The organism is Glacieibacterium frigidum (assembly GCF_007097155.1).
Taxonomy (GTDB): domain Bacteria; phylum Pseudomonadota; class Alphaproteobacteria; order Sphingomonadales; family Sphingomonadaceae; genus Glacieibacterium; species Glacieibacterium frigidum.
The window spans coordinates 747,454-762,114 of the sequence record NZ_VJWA01000002.1 but is presented as its reverse complement, the minus strand read 5'-3'; the positions used below and the strand labels follow the sequence as shown (position 1 = coordinate 762,114).

Below are 14,661 nucleotides of genomic sequence, written 5' to 3'. Positions count from 1 at the left end.
CCCGTCTATCCCCCCGCGCCATGTCCGCGCCGCGCTTCGCCTTTCCCGCCATGCTGGCGGGCAGCATCTGCCTCGCCTTCGGGCCGTGGCTGGTGCGGCTCGCCGACGTCGCGCCGGTCGCCTCGGCGTTCTGGCGGGTCGCGATCGCCGTCGTGCCGCTGCTGCTGCTGGCCGGCGTGCGCGGGGCGCCGACGCGGGGCCTCAGCTGGCCGGTCGCGGGGGGCGTCGTCCTCGCCGCGCTGTGCTTCGCCGCCGATCTCGCGGTCTGGCATCTCGGCATCGCGCGCACGACGCTCGCCAACGCCGCGCTGCTGTCGAATGCCGCGAGCTTCCTGCTGCCGCTGTTCGGTTACATCGCGTCGCGCACGCTGCCGGGGCGGTATGCGACGCTCGCATTGGTCTGCGCGGGCGCCGGCACGGCGCTGCTGCTCGGGCGGTCGGCGGACGTGTCGGCGCGGCACCTGGCGGGCGACCTGCTGTGCCTCGCGGCGGCCGTCCTCTACACCGGCTATCTGATCTTCGCGGAGCGCGCGCGGCGCACCCTCGCGCCGTTCACCATGCTCGCGTTGTCGACGATCGTCGCGAGCTTCGCATTGCTGCCCGTCGCGCTGCTGACCGAGGGGCCGTTCTGGCCGACAGACTGGACGCCGCTGGTGCTTCTCGCGCTCGGCAGCCAGGTCGTGGGGCAGGGGCTGCTGATCTACGCGGTCGCGCATCTGAAGCCGCTCGTCGTCGGGCTGACGCTGCTGGTGCAGCCGGCGATCGCGGGGACGATCGGCGCGTACCGCTTCGGCGAGGTACCGGGCATCGCCGAGATTGCGGGGGCGGCGCTGGTGGTGGTCGCGCTGCTGCTGGTGCGCCTGCCCGAGCCAGCGGCCTCGCCTTCAAGGCGCAGCTCGCCTGACGGGGCTTGACAAATACGTACCTATCTGGTACAATCAGTTCTCGGTATTTGCGTCCGTTCTTTCTCAGGTTCAGGCCGGTCGAGACTCGCTTGCCACACCGCGACGAATGAACGAAAGCCGCTCCGGCCGTAAAATTCGCAAAGTTGTTCATCTTCGGCTCGAAGGTGCGGCGGCAAATCCGACGCCTCGGTGTCGCATTAGAGTGAACTTAAGGCCCGGTGCGCGTTGTGTGCGGATGACCCGCTCCCCCAGCCTCGCCCCGCTCCCCGCCGCCGCCATCGTGACGGGGGCGCTCGTGATCAGCGGCCTGATCAGCCGGCGCTATACCCCCGACCCGACCCATCCCCGGGTACGACGCTGGTACAAGGCGCTCGACAAGCCGCCGGAGACGCCGCCCGATATCGTCTTCGGCGGCGTCTGGCCGATCCTGCTGATGGCCCTCGGCTACGGCACGTACCGCGTGCTGCGCGCCGAGCCGAGCCCCGACCGCACCGCCGCGCTGGCGCTGGCGGGCACCTCGCTCGGCCTCGTCACGGCGTACAACAAGATCACCTTCGGTGACCGCAACCTGACGCTCGGCACCGGCGAGAGCGTCGTGCTGGTCGCCACCGCCGCCAGCTTCGTCGTCGTCGCGCACCGGGTCGACGCGAAGGCGGCGGCGTTCGGTGCGCCGCTGGCGCTCTGGTCGAGCTTCGGCGCGTGGCTGACGCTGCGCCTCGCGCGCCGCAATCCGGCGCTCGACGCGGGTGCCTAGATCATCCGCTTCGGCGAACTGAACACCCGCGTCACCTCGGGCTCGAAGCTCTCGAGGCTGTCGACCTTGAAGTCGGGGTCGAAGGCAGGGGCGTCCCATTTGTCGACCAGCTTTTCGGCGAAGTCGAACCACGGCTGGTCGCGGAACTGCTCGCGCATGTCGATCGGCTTGCCGAGATAGCCGTAGTAATAGGCGCCCTGGAAATGCTGGTGCCACATGACGGCGTGATAGATGTCGTCACGGACATAGGGCTTCAGCACCTCGGCCTGGATCGCGCCGTGGTTGGGGATCGACAGCAGCTTGCCGAGGTCGTGGGTCAGGCCGGCGACGATCTCCTCGTCGGTGGCATTGTCCTGGCGGGCCAGCGTCGCGGTCATCAGGCAGTGGGTGAGTTGATCGGCCGCGAAGCCCAGCTTCATCTCGCCAAGCCGCCGCATTGAATCCATGATCTGCAGCGGCGCCTGGCTGCGCTGGTGGACCATGTGCTCCTGCGCGATCACCGCCCAGTCCTCGGCGGTACCCTGTTGCATGGCGGTGAACATCAGACCGGCTCCCGGCTTGCGAAGGTCGAACGGTATAGCGTGCGCAGCGCCACCTTGTCGATTTTGCCGCTGCCGAGCTTGGGCAGCGCGTCGGCGACCAGCCAGATCTGCGACGGCACCTTGAACGAGGCGAGGTCGCGCGACAGCATCTCGTGGAGGGCGTCGGCCTCGAGCTCGGCGCCGGGCTTGGGATAGACGACCGCGCCGACGACTTCGCCAAGCCGCTCGTCGGGCAGGCCGAAGACGCTTGCCTCGGCGACCGCGGGGTGGGCGTAGATGGCGCTCTCGACTTCCTGGCAGCTGATGTTCTCGCCGCCGCGGATGATGATGTCCTTCTTGCGGTCGACGATGAACAGATAGCCGTCCTCGTCGAGGTAGCCGAGGTCGCCCGACAGGAACCAGCCGTCACCGACGAACGCTGCGGCCGAGGCTTGCGGCTTGTTCCAGTAACCGCGGCAGTTGGCGGCGGTGCGGATGCCGACCTCGCCGACCTCGCCAGCGGGCAGCGGCGCGCCGTCGTCACCGAAGATGCCGAGCGCGACGAGCGGCGCCGAGGCACGACCGGTGGAGGCGGGCTTGGCGCGGTAGTTGTCGCGGAAGTTGCCCGCGCCGACGCCGTTGGTCTCGGTCAGGCCATAGCCCTGCACGGGATGCTTGCCGGGGAAGCTCGAGGCGAGGCGGTCGACATGCTCGGGCGGGCGCGGCGCCCCACCGCTGGCGATGTCGACGAGGCTCGACAGGTCGTAGCGGTCGCGCTCGGGGTGCTGCATCAGCTCAAGGCTCATCGTGGGCACGCCGACGAAATAGGTTGCGCGCTCGGCCTCGATCAGGCGCAGCGCCTCGCCCGCGTCCCATTTGTGCATGATCACCATCTTGCGCCCGATCGCGATCGACACGAGCAGCACGGGGACGAGGCCGGTGATGTGGAACAGCGGCACGTTGAGCAGCATGATCTGCTGCTCGGCGGGGGTCACCCCGGCGGCCTTCGACAGTTCGAGCAGCGCGAGCCCCGCGACGAGATAGTTGAGGCAGCCCGACACCATCGCGCGGTGCGTGCTGACCGCGCCCTTCGGACTGCCGGTCGAGCCGCTGGTGTACATGATCGACACGTCGTCGTCGGGGCCGATCGGCGCGACGTACCAGGGCTTGTCCGGACAGGTCGCGCAGCCGTCCTCCAGCCGCGCGACGCCGAGCTGCGCCGCCATCTCGGCGCTGGTGCGCACGGTCACCATCTTCAGGTTGGTGCCGACCAGCGGTGCGATACGGTGCGCGCGCTCCTCGTCGGCGATGACCAGCCGGGCGCCCGAGTCGCTGAGGCCATAGGCGAGCTCGTCGGCGCGCCACCAGGCGTTCATCGGCACCGCGACGGCCCCCAGGTGTACGACCGCGACGAAGCTGACGATCCATTCGGGGTAGTTGCGCATCGCAATGGCGACGCGGTCGCCCTTGGCGATGCCGTGGACGTGCTGCAGGCAGGCCGCGACCCGGATCGCCTGGGCGTAGATGTCGGCAAAGCTGTGGCGCTCGTCGCGGTAGACGACGAACTCCTTCGCCGCCTGCGCGCCGAAGAACAGCGCCAGGTAATCGCGCATGTTGGTCGGCGCATTGACGAAGACGGGCAGGCTGGCGCCGCCGACGGGGGCGTCACCGACCGCCATCATGCCGCCCGGCGCGATGATCTGCGCGACGACGGTGTCGATCGCGGTGTCGAGTTGCGATTTCACTTTAGTATCCCATCAGGCGGGCGAGGCGGTCGCCGTGGAAGCCGGCATCGCCGAAGGTCTCGCCCGCGGCGCGGGCACGCTTCATGTAGAAGCCGATGTCGTAGTCGTCGGTCATGCCGATGCCGCCGTGCATCTGGACGCCTTCGTTGGACGCGAGCTTGGCGACGTCACCCGCCTTGGCCTTGGCGAGGCTGACGAACATCGGGGCGCGGTCCTCGCCGGCGTCGAGCGCCTGCAGCGCGCGCAGGGTGGCCGAGCGCGCCAGTTCGACCTCGCAGAACAGATGCGCGGCGCGGTGCTGGAGCGCCTGGAAGCTGCCGATCTTCTGCCCGAACTGCTCGCGCTGCTTCAGATAGTCGATCGTCGTGTCGAACGACTGCTGCGACACGCCCAGCAACTCGGCCGCGAGACACGCGCGGCCGGCGTCGAGGATGCGGTCGAGCAGCGCAGCGCCGCCGCCGACGCCGCCCAGCACGTCGGCGCCGTCGACCTGCACGTCGGTCAGCGTGACCTCGGCGGCGTTGCGCTGGTCGACCATGATCGTCCGCTCGGTGGCGACACCCGGGGCCTTTGCATCAACGAGGAAGAGGGTGATTCCGTCATCGGTCCGCGCCGCAACGATCAGCGTGTCGGCGACATGCCCGTCGAGCACGAAGGTCTTGCAGCCGTTGAGCTTGAAGCCGTTGCCCGATGCCTCGGCGGTCGTCGCGATCGCGTGCGGCGCGTGGCGCGCCTGCTCGTCGGCGGCGAGCGCGAACAGGCGCTCACCGCTCGCGATCTGCGGCAGATACTGTGCGCGCTGCTCCTCGGTGCCGCCCGCGACGAGCGCCGACGCTGCGAGGATCGCGGTCGACAGCAGCGGGCTCAGTGTCAGGTTGCGCCCCACCGCCTCCTGGATCAGCCCGGCGGCGACGAAGCCCAGCCCCGCGCCGCCATGCGCCTCGGGCACCAGCACGCCGGCAAAGCCCTGCTCCGCCATCTGCCGCCACAGGTCGCGGTCGAAGCCGGTGGCATCCTTCGCGTCGCGCAGCTTGCGGAAGGCTGCGGGCGGTGCGGCGTCACGGAAAAACCCGTCCGCCGCATCGCGGATCATCGCCTGCTCTTCGGTCAGCACCAGTGCCAAATCGTCGTCTCCCCAAAATGTTGAACGCGCCCGCTCTGCGGCGGGTGGGCGCTATGCTCCCGGCAGCTGCAATACGCGCTTGGCGATGATGTTGAGATTGATCTCGCTCGTGCCGCCCTCGATCGAGTTGGCGCGGCTGCGCAGCCAGCTTCGCGACTGGTCGCCGTCATCGCCCTCCCACTGCAGCGAATCCGACCCGCCGACCGACATCAGCAGCTCCTGCCGCTGCTTGTTGAGCTCGGTGCCGTAGTATTTGAGCATCGACGACAACGCGCCGACGCCCTGGCCCGCCTTGGCCTGGTCCTTGACGCGCTCCATGGTCAGGCCGAACGCCCAGGCGTCGATCTCGTGGCGGACGATGTCGGTGCGCAGAATCGGGTCGCCCAGCACCTCGCCGTCGAGGCCGATGGTGCGTGCGGCGATCTGGCTGACCGAGTCGCGCCCGCCTGCCGAGAAGTCCATCGCGCCGATCATCTCGCGCTCGTGGGTCAGCAGATACTTGGCGATGTCCCAGCCCTTGCCCGCCTCGCCCATCAGATTGGCGGCAGGCACGCGGACGTCGTCGAAGAAGGTCTGGCAGAACGGCGATGCGCCCGAGATCAGGCGGATCGGTGAGGTCGTAACGCCCGGCGACGCCATGTCGAACAGCAGGAACGAGATGCCGAGATGCTTGGGCGCGTCGGGGTGGGTGCGCACGAGGCAGAAGATCCAGTCGGCCTTGTCGGCGTAGGAAGTCCAAACCTTCTGGCCGTTCACCACATATTCGTCGCCGTCGAGCACCGCGCTGGTCCGCAAGCTGGCGAGGTCGGACCCCGCACCCGGCTCCGAATAGCCCTGGCACCAGCGGATCTCGCCGCGCGCGATCTTGGGCAAATGCTCGAGCTTCTGCGCCTCGCTGCCGTACTTGAGCAGCGCCGGCCCGAGCATCCAGATACCGAACGAACTGAGCGGCGAGCGCGCCCCGAGGCGCCGCATTTCGCTTGCCAGCACCTTGGCCTCGTCCTTCGACAGGCCGCCGCCGCCGTACGCCGCGGGCCATTCGGGCACCGTCCAGCCCTTCGCGCCCATCGCGTCGAGCCAGGCGCGCTGCGGACCCGACAGCTTTGCGTTGCGTCCGCCCCAGCAGACGTCGCTGTCGCGCGCCACCGGGGTGCGCATCTCGGCCGGGCAGTTCGCCTCCAGCCAGGCGCGGGTCTCGATACGGAAGGCGTCGAGCGTATCGCTCATCTAACTCACCCCATTGTCTTCTCGTTGGCCGAGACTATGGTGCGCGCCGCGGCGGACGGTCAAAGGGAAATCGTGGGCGTCATCGAGCATTTCCAGGCAGCGGTCGACTTCACCACGCTCGGCCTGCGCCCGGAGATCTTCGAACTCGAGGCGTTCGAGGCGTTCGGCCGCGTGTGGGGGCCGTTCGCGCTGCGCTGGTACAGCCTGGCGTATATCGGCGGCATCATCCTCGGCTGGGCCTATCTGAAGCGCATGCTGCGCGAGCCCGGCGCGCCGATGACCGGCACGCAGGCCGATGATTTTATCACCTGGGCGACGCTCGGCATCATCGGCGGCGGGCGGCTGGGCTATGTGCTGTTCTACAACCTCGACCAGTATCTGGCGCAGCCGCTCAGCATCTTCGCATTGTGGGACGGCGGCATGTCGTTCCACGGCGGGGCGATCGGGACGCTGGTCGCGACGATCATCTTCGCGCGTGTGAACCGGCTCAACTGGCTGCGGGTGTTCGACTATATCGTCACCGTCGTGCCGATCGGCATGTTCCTCGGGCGCTGCGCCAACTTCGTGAATGGCGAGCTGTGGGGCCGCACGACGGGCAGCGACTGGGGGGTGATCTTCCCCGGCGCAGGCGCGCTGCCACGCTATCCCAGCCAGTTGTTCGAGGCGGTGCTCGAGGGGCTGGTGTTGCTCGCGGTGCTGTCGTGGCTGTTCTGGCGCACCGATGCGCGGCTGCGGCCGGGCCTGCTGGTCGGCGTGTTCACCTTCGGCATGGGGGTGTTCCGCTTCATCGTCGAATACTACCGCGAGTCCGACGCGCAGCTGGTCGAGTTCGCGGAGCGCACGGGCCTGCAGATGGGGCAGTGGCTCAGCCTACCGATGGTGCTGATCGGCGCGCTGCTGATCTGGCTGGCGCTGCGGCGGGCGCCCCAACCGGCGTGAGTCTCGTGGAAGCGCTGGCGCGTGATGCGCCGCTGACCGTCGCGACGTGGATGGCGCGGTGCAACGCGCATTATTACGCGACGCGCAACCCGCTGGGGACGGCGGGCGACTTCACCACCGCGCCCGAGATCAGCCAGATGTTCGGCGAGCTGCTCGGCGCGTCCCTCGCCGACGCCTGGACGCGCGCCGGGCAGCCCCCCGTGCGGATCGTCGAGCTCGGCCCTGGGCGCGGCACGCTGATGGCCGATATGCTGCGCGTCCTGCGCCGGGCGGGGTGCGACGCGCCGGTGCATTTCGTCGAGACCAGTCCGACACTGCGCGCCGCACAGGCGCGCGCTGTCCCTGACGCCGCGTGGCATGACGACCTCGCCCAGGTCCCCGACGACCGGGCACTGCTGCTCGTCGCCAACGAGTTCTTCGACGCGCTCCCCGTCCGCCAGTTCGAGCGCACCCCCGCCGGCTGGCGCGAGCGGACGGTCGCGCACGACGGCACGCGCTTTGCGCCGGCACTCGGCGCGGTGCCCGTCGATATTCTCGTGCCCCCTGCGCTGGCCGACGCCGCGACCGGCGGCGTCTTCGAGACCTCGCCCGCCTCGACCGCGATCGTTGCCGAGATCGGCGCACGGCTCCGCGCCAACGGTGGTGCGGCGCTGATCGTCGACTATGGCCACGTCGGGCCGGTGACCGGCGACACGCTGCAGGGGGTGCGCGCGCACGCCTTCGCCGACCCGTTCGACACGCCGGGCGAGGTCGACCTGACGTGCCACGTCGATTTCAGCGCGCTCGCGCATGCCGCGGGGGTGACAGCGCAGGGGCCAGTCGGGCAAGGCGCGTTCCTGACCGCGCTCGGCATCGCCGCGCGGGCGGAGCGACTGGGCGGGCAGGAGGCGGCACTGGCACGATTGACGGACGCGGACGCGATGGGGAGCCTGTTCAAGGTGCTCGGCCTGATCGCCTATTGGCCGCGCCTCGCGGGCTTCGACGTATGACCGTGACCTACCGCGACGGCGTCGTCGCCGATGCCGAGGCCGTGCATGCGATGTACCGCGAAAGCTTCGACGCGATCTTCGGGCATCTCTACAGCCCCGAGAACTTCGAGGCGTATATCTCGACGCAGGGTCCCGACGCGTTCGCCGCGCAGCTCGCCGACCCCGCCTATCCATTCCGCCTCGCCGAGCAGGACGGAGCTCTGGTCGGTTTCGCCAAGCTCGGGCCGCCGTCGCTGCCTTACGATCCGTCGGGGCGCATCTGCATCGAGCTGCGCCAGCTCTACCTGCTCGACGCGGCGAAGGGCACGGGGGTTGCGAACACGCTGATGGACTGGACGCTCGCCGAGGCGCGGGCGCGCGGCGCGGTCGAGCTGTGGCTGTCGGTCTTCAGCGGCAATCCGCGGGCGCGGCGCTTCTACGAACGCTGGGGCTTCGAGGAGATCCTGCGCTTCGACTTCATGGTCGGCGATCACGCCGACGACGAATATCTGTGTCGGCTGGTCCTGTGACACCGGTCACCGCGACCGTGCTGGCGGGCACGCGCCACGGCTTCCTGGGGCGGCAGGGCGGCGTGTCGGGGGGTATCTATGCCAGCCTCAACTGCGGGCTGGGGTCGGGCGACGACCAGGCCGCAGTGCGCGAGAACCGGGCCCGCGCCGTCGCCGCGGTCGCGCCCGGCGCGGCGCTGGTGACGCTGCATCAGGTGCACAGCCCGACCGTCGTGACCGTCACCGAACCCTTCGCCGACGACGCCCGCCCGCGCGCCGACGGCATGGCGACCGCGACCCCGGGCCTCGCGCTGGCGATCCTGGCGGCCGACTGCGCGCCGGTGCTGTTCGCCGACGTGAAGGCAGGCGTGATCGGTGCGGCGCACGCCGGCTGGCGCCCGGCGCTGTCGGGCGTGCTGTCCGCGACCGTCGAGGCGATGGTCGCGCTCGGTGCGCGGCGAGAGCGCATTGCCGCCGCGATCGGTCCGACGATCGGCCGGCGCAGCTACGAGGTCGACGACGGCTTCCGCGACCGCTTCCTCGCCGACGACGACGCCCACGATGACTTCTTCGCCGCCGGTCGCGCCGGGCACTGGCAGTTCGACCTCGAAGGCTTCATCGTCCGGCGGCTGGCGGGCGCGGGGCTGACGACCATCGCCGCGCTCGGCCTCGACACCTATGCCGATGCGGAACGCTGGTTCAGCTACCGCCGCACGACGCATGCGGGGGAGGCAGACTACGGCCGGCAGATTTCGATGATCGCGCTATGATCACGTCGCGGAGACCGACCTACGACAACTGCTGGTCGACAGCCGTTCCAGCATCTGTCTCGGGCTCCGCGGCGGGAATGGCCGGGGCCTTAGGCTTCTCGACCGGCGCTTCGCACGCGGTTGCATCCTTGAAGTAGGGCTTTACGAACGAACTTCGCACCGCGCTCAGACGTTCGGAACTGTGCCATTGGTCGCGAATAAGCGGCAGGACGGTATCGGCAGAGTCGTCAGTCACGACGCAGCCGGTATAATCGGCAATCAGCCGATATACGCGATTGCGGTAGTCAGCGCCGGGCTTAGGGTGTTGCGCTGTATCCGCCGGCGGCGTCTTATCTCCCGGCGATGGTGGCGTGGCGCGGCGGAGTTGCGCGTCGAGCGTCTCAACCATCTTGTAAAACTCTGCGCCGCGACGGCGGTTCTCAAGCCGATCGATTGCCAACGCCAGTTCTGCGTCGACGAGCGTAGCCGAAAGGGTCGAGATCACGCCTTCCGACACCGTCGGCGTGACGCTGAACTTGCTGCCGAGTTCCGATATGCGCTGCGCGACGTCGAGCGACACCGCGGAGCTTTCGCGAGTGATGGCGAACACGACGAAAGGCGTTTCGAGCACGCAGGCGCTACGATCGTCGAAGCGAGCGTGGATCTTCGCGCCCATATAATCGACTCCGTCGGGGACAAAATAGAACTTGGGAAGCGGTGCCCCGATTAAACGGCGGCGGTTATCGAGGCGATTGTCCTCGCCTGTCCCGTCGGCACTGCAGCCTCGGGGATGCTGTACAGTGCTCGACGGATTTGTTGGCTTACTCAAGCCATAGGCGCTCTCACTAAATACGATGTATTGGGAGGCGAGGATCGGGGCGCCGAACGTCGCGTCAACCCCCGATGACCGAACCGGCGACAACTGTTCTAAGCGCTGAGCAATCTGGATCTTCTGTATCTGCTCGCCGAGCTGGTCGTCGCTGCCGCGTAGGCCGCGGCTGTTTAACAGCTTACGTGTCGTGGGCCCGATGATCCCGTCCACCGCCACCTTGTTAGCACGTTGAAACTGGCGTACCGCTGCCTCGGTCGTTGGAACCGCACTTTTTACCTCTGCCTCGATACGTTGTTGCTCGACGCACAGCTTTTGCTGCCTAGCCAGTTCGGCCGGGGTGATTGGCAGTCCCGAGATATCCGCCTTCCCAACTGCTGCTTCGCAGGGTTTGCCTGGAAAGCTGTCGTTCTTGACTGCCTGATCCTCTAGCTGCGGAAACAGCTGAAAGGACATGTCGAGGATCGCTCGGTTGCGCGGCTTACTAAGCAGCTGGTCGGCCGCCTTGAAAGCCGTATCAACGATCGGCCCTGCGATTGCGGCACCTGAGATATAGGATTTGATAAGATTGGCGCCGCGCTTGACCGTTTCTAGATTAGCACGCAGCGCCGCATCCTTGTCGTCTCGTACATCGTACAAGCGCACGCGCACGTTTGGCGGGTAACGGAAGAACCACTCGTCCTGGCTAAAGATGGTCTGGTTGCTGAATTGCAGCAGGCCGTCGGGCGGGACGTCGGTCTGGTAAAATGCGACGATCGGGCGCTGCAACGTCGTCGACCCGTTAAATTCCATCACGATCGCAATGTCGCGGCGGCAGCCGCCGACGCAGCGCCGCGGATCTTGGCGACTGAAGCGCGCGAGCCCGCCGAGTCCAACCCTGTGCAGGCGCACTGTGATCGCATCACCGTTGCCGATACGCAACTGGCGCGTGCACCGCTCGTGGGACGCAGCGAGCTCCTCTACACTACCCTGTTCCGCGCTTGCACGATCCTTCCCGCCCATCCATTTCCGCAGGCCGGCAGGTGGATAGAGACGATACTCCGCTTTGTCGCCGTTCTGACCGCACGGGTCGAGGTAGTAGGGCACGCTGGCCGGCATCATCGAGGTTCGGATCACGGGAGAGGTGGAATTGACCCGCTCGCCGCCATCGAAAATGCAGCCGCTCAGAAATAGTCCGAGGGACAACAGAGTTAGCGTGGCACGTAGTCGTGCGACGAGCATCATGGATCACGACCTTGTCGAAAATCGGCAACCGGCCGAACGCCATAATGGGGTCACGCGACTAACTTAGCTCGGCACAATGGAGCAAACGGATTAGGCGTGTCAATCAGGTCGTTACTTCACCGCCACCATCTCGCCCTCCGCCTCGGCCTGCTGCAGCGCCCACATCGACGCATAGAGTCCGGTCAGCGCCATCAGCTCGGCATGCGTGCCGCGCTCGACGATCCGGCCGGCGTCCATGACGACGATCTCGTCGGCGTCGGTCACCGTCGACAGGCGGTGGGCGATGACCAGCGTCGTGCGCCGCTCGGCGACATTGTGCAGTGCGTCCTGGATCTCGGCCTCGGTCGCCGAATCGAGCGCGCTGGTCGCCTCGTCGAGGATCAGGATCGCGGGGTCCTTCAGGATCGTGCGCGCGATCGCGACGCGCTGCTTCTCGCCGCCCGACAGTTTCAGGCCGCGCTCGCCGACCGGCGTCGCATAGCCGTCGGGCAACGAGACAATGAAGTCGTGGATCGACGCCTCGCGCGCCGCCGCCTCGATCTCGGCCTGGGTCGCCCCAGCGCGGCCGTAGCCGATGTTGTAGCCGATGGTGTCGTTGAACAGCACGGTGTCCTGCGGGACGATCCCGATGGCGCGGCGCAGGCTCGACTGGGTGACCTTGCGGATGTCCTGCCCGTCGATCGTCACATGGCCGCCGGCGATGTCGTAGAAGCGGTACAGGATGCGGCTCAGCGTCGACTTGCCCGCCCCCGAATGGCCGACGACCGCAAGCTTGCGCCCCGGCGCGATGTCGAACGACACGTCGTGCAGGATCTGGCGGCGCGGCTCGTAGCTGAAATCTACGCCCGCGAAGCGCACGTTGCCGCCGCGCAGGACCAGCGGCACCGCGTCGGGCGCGTCGGCGATTTCGGCCTGGGTGTCGACCAGCTTGAACATCTGCTCCATGTCGACCAGCCCCTGCTTGATCTCGCGGTAGACCATGCCGAGCATGTCGAGTGGCCGGAACAGCTGCGCCAGCAACGTATTGACCAGCACCACGTCGCCGACCGTGAACTGCCCCTGGCTCCAGCCCCAGACGCTGTACGCCATCGCGCCCGCCATCATCAGATTGGTGATCAGCGACTGGCCGACGTTAAGCCACGACAGCGAATTCTGGTTGCGGATCGCAGCCTCGGTCCACTTGCCCATCGCGGTGCCGTAGCCGCGCGCCTCGTGCTCCTCGGCGTTGAAATATTTGACGGTCTCGTAGTTGAGAAGCGCGTCGACGGCGCGGCCGACGGCCTTGTTGTCGGTGTCGACCATCTCGCGCCGCAGCGCGTTGCGCCAGTCGGTGATCTTCTGCGTGAAGACGATGTAGACGACGACCATGACCAGCGTCGCGAGGACGAGGCCGGGGCCGAACTTGATCCCGAAGATCGCGCTCGTGACGACGAGGTCGAGCGCCGTCGGCACGATGTTGAACAGGATGAAATACAGCATCGTGTCGATCGACTTGGTGCCGCGTTCGACGATGCGCGTCAGCGTGCCGGTGCGCCGCTCGAGGTGATAGCGCAGCGACAACTTGTGGATGTGGACGAAGACGTGCTGCGACAGCGTCCGCGCGGCAGTCTGCCCGACACGCTCGAAGATCGCATTGCGGAGGTTGTCGAACAGCACCTGCGAGAAGCGCGCCCCGGCGTAGGCCACGACGAGCGCGACGGCGATGGTGACGCCCTCGCGGACGCCCGTACTCATCGTGTCGATCGCGCCCTTGTAGGCGAACGGCATGACATAGCTGACCAGCTTCGCCAGCACGACGAGGACCATCGCGAACACCACCCGCGCCCGCAGGCTCGGCGCGTCGGCGGGCCAGAGATAGGGCAGGAAGCGCCGCAGCGTCTTGAAGTCGGGCGTCTGGTCGGTCGTGGCAGTCGAATCTCGCATCGGCGCGATATGGCGTGTCTGCCGCCGATTCCCAAATTTCGTCCCGACAATGCAACGGAACAACGCACCCTAACGTAAGTTGTGCAGACGGAAGGATCGGCGAATGACCCCTGCACTGATCGTGATGGCAATCCTGGGCTGCAGCGACGCCGGGGACGCGTGCCAGACGGTGCGCACCGAGCCGACCCAGTTCGTCAGCGTTGCCGAGTGCAACGCGGCCGCCGAGACAGCGCTCAACCGCTACACCGGCCTGTCCTATCCGGTCGTTGCGGTTCGCTGCCAGAAGGCCGCGACGCCGATGATCGTAAGCGCCGAACTTTCGCCCGCCGGCTGACGGAACCCCCGTCCTTCCCGTGCTGTTCTCGCGGGCATGACAACCGAACCCCAGATCCACGAAGACGCCCTGCCCGGCACCGAGGGCGACATGGCCGAGCGGCCGCAGTACATGCCGCGCTATCCCGGCAGCGGGCGGCTGGAGGGCAAGGTCGCGCTGATCACCGGTGCCGACAGCGGCATCGGCCGCGCCGTCGCGGTGCTTTTCGCGCGCGAGGGCGCCGACATCGGCATTGCCTATCTGGATGAGCATGACGACGCCGAAGAAACCCGCGTCGCTTGCGAGGCCGAGGGCGCACAGTGCGTGCTGCTGCCCGGCGACATCGGCGACAAGGCGACCGCCGAGGGCATCGTCGCCAAGGCGGTCGAGACGCTGGGCGGGCTCGACATCGTCGTCAACAATGCCGGCGAGCAACACGCCGACCCGGACTTCACGAAAATCACCGAGGCGCAGCTGCGCCGCACCTTCCAGACCAATATCTTCGGCATGTTCTTCGTGACGCAGGCGGCGATGCCGCACCTGTCGTCGGGGGCGTCGATCATCAACACGACCTCGGTGACGAGCTTTGCCGGTGAGAAGGAGCTGATCGACTATTCGTCGACGAAGGGTGCGATCACCTCGTTCACGCGCGCGCTGGCATCGCAGCTCGTTGAGAAGGGCATTCGCGTCAACGGCGTCGCACCAGGTCCGATATGGACACCGCTCAACCCGAGCGGCGGGTCGACGCCCGAAAAGCTCGCGACCTTCGGCGAGAGTACGCCGATGGGCCGCAAGGGTCAGCCTAACGAGGTGGCTCCCGCGTATCTCTATCTGGCCTGCGAAGACGCGAGCTACGTCACGGCGCAGGTGCTGCACGTCAACGGTGGTACGCCCGTCGGCGGCTGATCGCGCTGGCGGTCGGCCGAACCCCC

The 14,661-nt window shown here is 67.7% G+C and carries 14 protein-coding genes; 8 read left to right on the top strand and 6 right to left on the bottom strand.

All coding sequences use genetic code 11. From position 1 onward, the window contains the following. The first annotated feature begins 20 nt into the window (after positions 1 to 20). Positions 21 to 914, top strand: coding sequence for a DMT family transporter (locus FMM06_RS13190; protein ID WP_235889311.1), 894 nt, complete (start codon positions 21 to 23; stop codon positions 912 to 914). A 226-nt stretch (positions 915 to 1,140) separates the two neighbouring features. Then, positions 1,141 to 1,659, top strand: coding sequence for a TspO/MBR family protein (locus FMM06_RS13185; protein WP_185965178.1), 519 nt, complete (start codon positions 1,141 to 1,143; stop codon positions 1,657 to 1,659). Here FMM06_RS13185 and FMM06_RS13180 read toward each other — a convergent pair. The 4 genes from FMM06_RS13180 to FMM06_RS13165 are packed head-to-tail and all read right to left on the bottom strand — an operon-like array spanning position 1,656 to position 6,275. Then, positions 1,656 to 2,201: an HD domain-containing protein gene (locus FMM06_RS13180; protein ID WP_144237843.1), complete on the bottom strand. Its 546-nt coding sequence runs from the start codon at positions 2,199 to 2,201 to the stop codon at positions 1,656 to 1,658. The genes FMM06_RS13185 and FMM06_RS13180 overlap by 4 nt on opposite strands. Further along, positions 2,201 to 3,925 carry a class I adenylate-forming enzyme family protein gene (locus FMM06_RS13175; protein WP_185965177.1) on the bottom strand — a complete coding sequence of 575 codons (1,725 nt, stop codon included), beginning with the start codon at positions 3,923 to 3,925 and terminating at the stop codon, positions 2,201 to 2,203. The genes FMM06_RS13180 and FMM06_RS13175 overlap by 1 nt, the downstream gene beginning before the upstream one ends. Before the next feature lies 1 nt (position 3,926). Beyond that, positions 3,927 to 5,048: an acyl-CoA dehydrogenase family protein gene (locus FMM06_RS13170; RefSeq protein WP_144237842.1), complete on the bottom strand. Its 1,122-nt coding sequence runs from the start codon at positions 5,046 to 5,048 to the stop codon at positions 3,927 to 3,929. 51 nt (positions 5,049 to 5,099) lie between these two features. Continuing rightward, on the bottom strand, positions 5,100 to 6,275 hold the full coding sequence (locus FMM06_RS13165; protein ID WP_235889310.1) for an acyl-CoA dehydrogenase family protein: 1,176 nt from the start codon (positions 6,273 to 6,275) through the stop codon (positions 5,100 to 5,102). Between the two features lie 72 nt (positions 6,276 to 6,347). On the opposite strand from FMM06_RS13165, the gene lgt reads away from it, so the two are divergent. Genes lgt through pgeF form a run of 4 tightly spaced genes read left to right on the top strand, consistent with a single transcriptional unit; the run spans position 6,348 to position 9,461 of the window. Continuing rightward, entirely contained in the window at positions 6,348 to 7,214 is an 867-nt protein-coding gene (lgt, locus tag FMM06_RS13160; protein ID WP_235889309.1) for a prolipoprotein diacylglyceryl transferase, read from the top strand. Beyond that, entirely contained in the window at positions 7,211 to 8,203 is a 993-nt protein-coding gene (locus tag FMM06_RS13155; RefSeq protein WP_328591556.1) for a class I SAM-dependent methyltransferase, read from the top strand. The genes lgt and FMM06_RS13155 overlap by 4 nt, the downstream gene beginning before the upstream one ends. Then, on the top strand, positions 8,200 to 8,712 hold the full coding sequence (locus FMM06_RS13150) for a GNAT family N-acetyltransferase (protein WP_144237839.1): 513 nt from the start codon (positions 8,200 to 8,202) through the stop codon (positions 8,710 to 8,712). The genes FMM06_RS13155 and FMM06_RS13150 overlap by 4 nt, the downstream gene beginning before the upstream one ends. Further along, the gene (pgeF, locus tag FMM06_RS13145) at positions 8,709 to 9,461 is read left to right on the top strand and encodes a peptidoglycan editing factor PgeF (protein ID WP_235889308.1); all 753 of its coding nucleotides are present in this window, start codon (positions 8,709 to 8,711) and stop codon (positions 9,459 to 9,461) included. The genes FMM06_RS13150 and pgeF overlap by 4 nt, the downstream gene beginning before the upstream one ends. Before the next feature lie 19 nt (positions 9,462 to 9,480). Here the strand turns inward: pgeF and FMM06_RS13140 are convergent, their stop codons facing one another. Continuing rightward, a complete protein-coding gene (locus FMM06_RS13140; RefSeq protein ID WP_144237838.1) occupies positions 9,481 to 11,493 on the bottom strand; it encodes a peptidoglycan-binding domain-containing protein in 2,013 nt (670 codons plus the stop codon). Between the two features lie 111 nt (positions 11,494 to 11,604). Beyond that, a complete protein-coding gene (locus tag FMM06_RS13135) occupies positions 11,605 to 13,416 on the bottom strand; it encodes an ABCB family ABC transporter ATP-binding protein/permease (protein ID WP_144237837.1) in 1,812 nt (603 codons plus the stop codon). A gap of 103 nt (positions 13,417 to 13,519) precedes the next feature. Between FMM06_RS13135 and FMM06_RS13130 the strand changes: the two genes are divergently transcribed. Both FMM06_RS13130 and FMM06_RS13125 read left to right on the top strand, forming a co-directional pair. Next, entirely contained in the window at positions 13,520 to 13,750 is a 231-nt protein-coding gene (locus tag FMM06_RS13130; RefSeq protein ID WP_144237836.1) for a hypothetical protein, read from the top strand. A 36-nt stretch (positions 13,751 to 13,786) separates the two neighbouring features. Then, a complete protein-coding gene (locus FMM06_RS13125) occupies positions 13,787 to 14,635 on the top strand; it encodes an SDR family oxidoreductase (protein ID WP_144237835.1) in 849 nt (282 codons plus the stop codon). The last annotated feature ends 26 nt before the right edge of the window (positions 14,636 to 14,661 follow it).

Bases quoted from the DNA above. Each gene is read 5' to 3' on its own strand.
- FMM06_RS13125 (WP_144237835.1), top strand. From the start codon at position 13,787: ATGACAACCGAACCCCAGATCCACGAAGACGCCCTGCCCGGCACCGAG.
- FMM06_RS13135 (WP_144237837.1), bottom strand. From the start codon at position 13,416: ATGCGAGATTCGACTGCCACGACCGACCAGACGCCCGACTTCAAGACG.
- FMM06_RS13140 (WP_144237838.1), bottom strand. From the start codon at position 11,493: ATGATGCTCGTCGCACGACTACGTGCCACGCTAACTCTGTTGTCCCTC.
- FMM06_RS13190 (WP_235889311.1), top strand. From the start codon at position 21: ATGTCCGCGCCGCGCTTCGCCTTTCCCGCCATGCTGGCGGGCAGCATC.
- FMM06_RS13150 (WP_144237839.1), top strand. From the start codon at position 8,200: ATGACCGTGACCTACCGCGACGGCGTCGTCGCCGATGCCGAGGCCGTG.
- FMM06_RS13165 (WP_235889310.1), bottom strand. From the start codon at position 6,275: ATGAGCGATACGCTCGACGCCTTCCGTATCGAGACCCGCGCCTGGCTG.
- FMM06_RS13130 (WP_144237836.1), top strand. From the start codon at position 13,520: ATGACCCCTGCACTGATCGTGATGGCAATCCTGGGCTGCAGCGACGCC.
- FMM06_RS13185 (WP_185965178.1), top strand. From the start codon at position 1,141: ATGACCCGCTCCCCCAGCCTCGCCCCGCTCCCCGCCGCCGCCATCGTG.
- FMM06_RS13180 (WP_144237843.1), bottom strand. From the start codon at position 2,201: ATGTTCACCGCCATGCAACAGGGTACCGCCGAGGACTGGGCGGTGATC.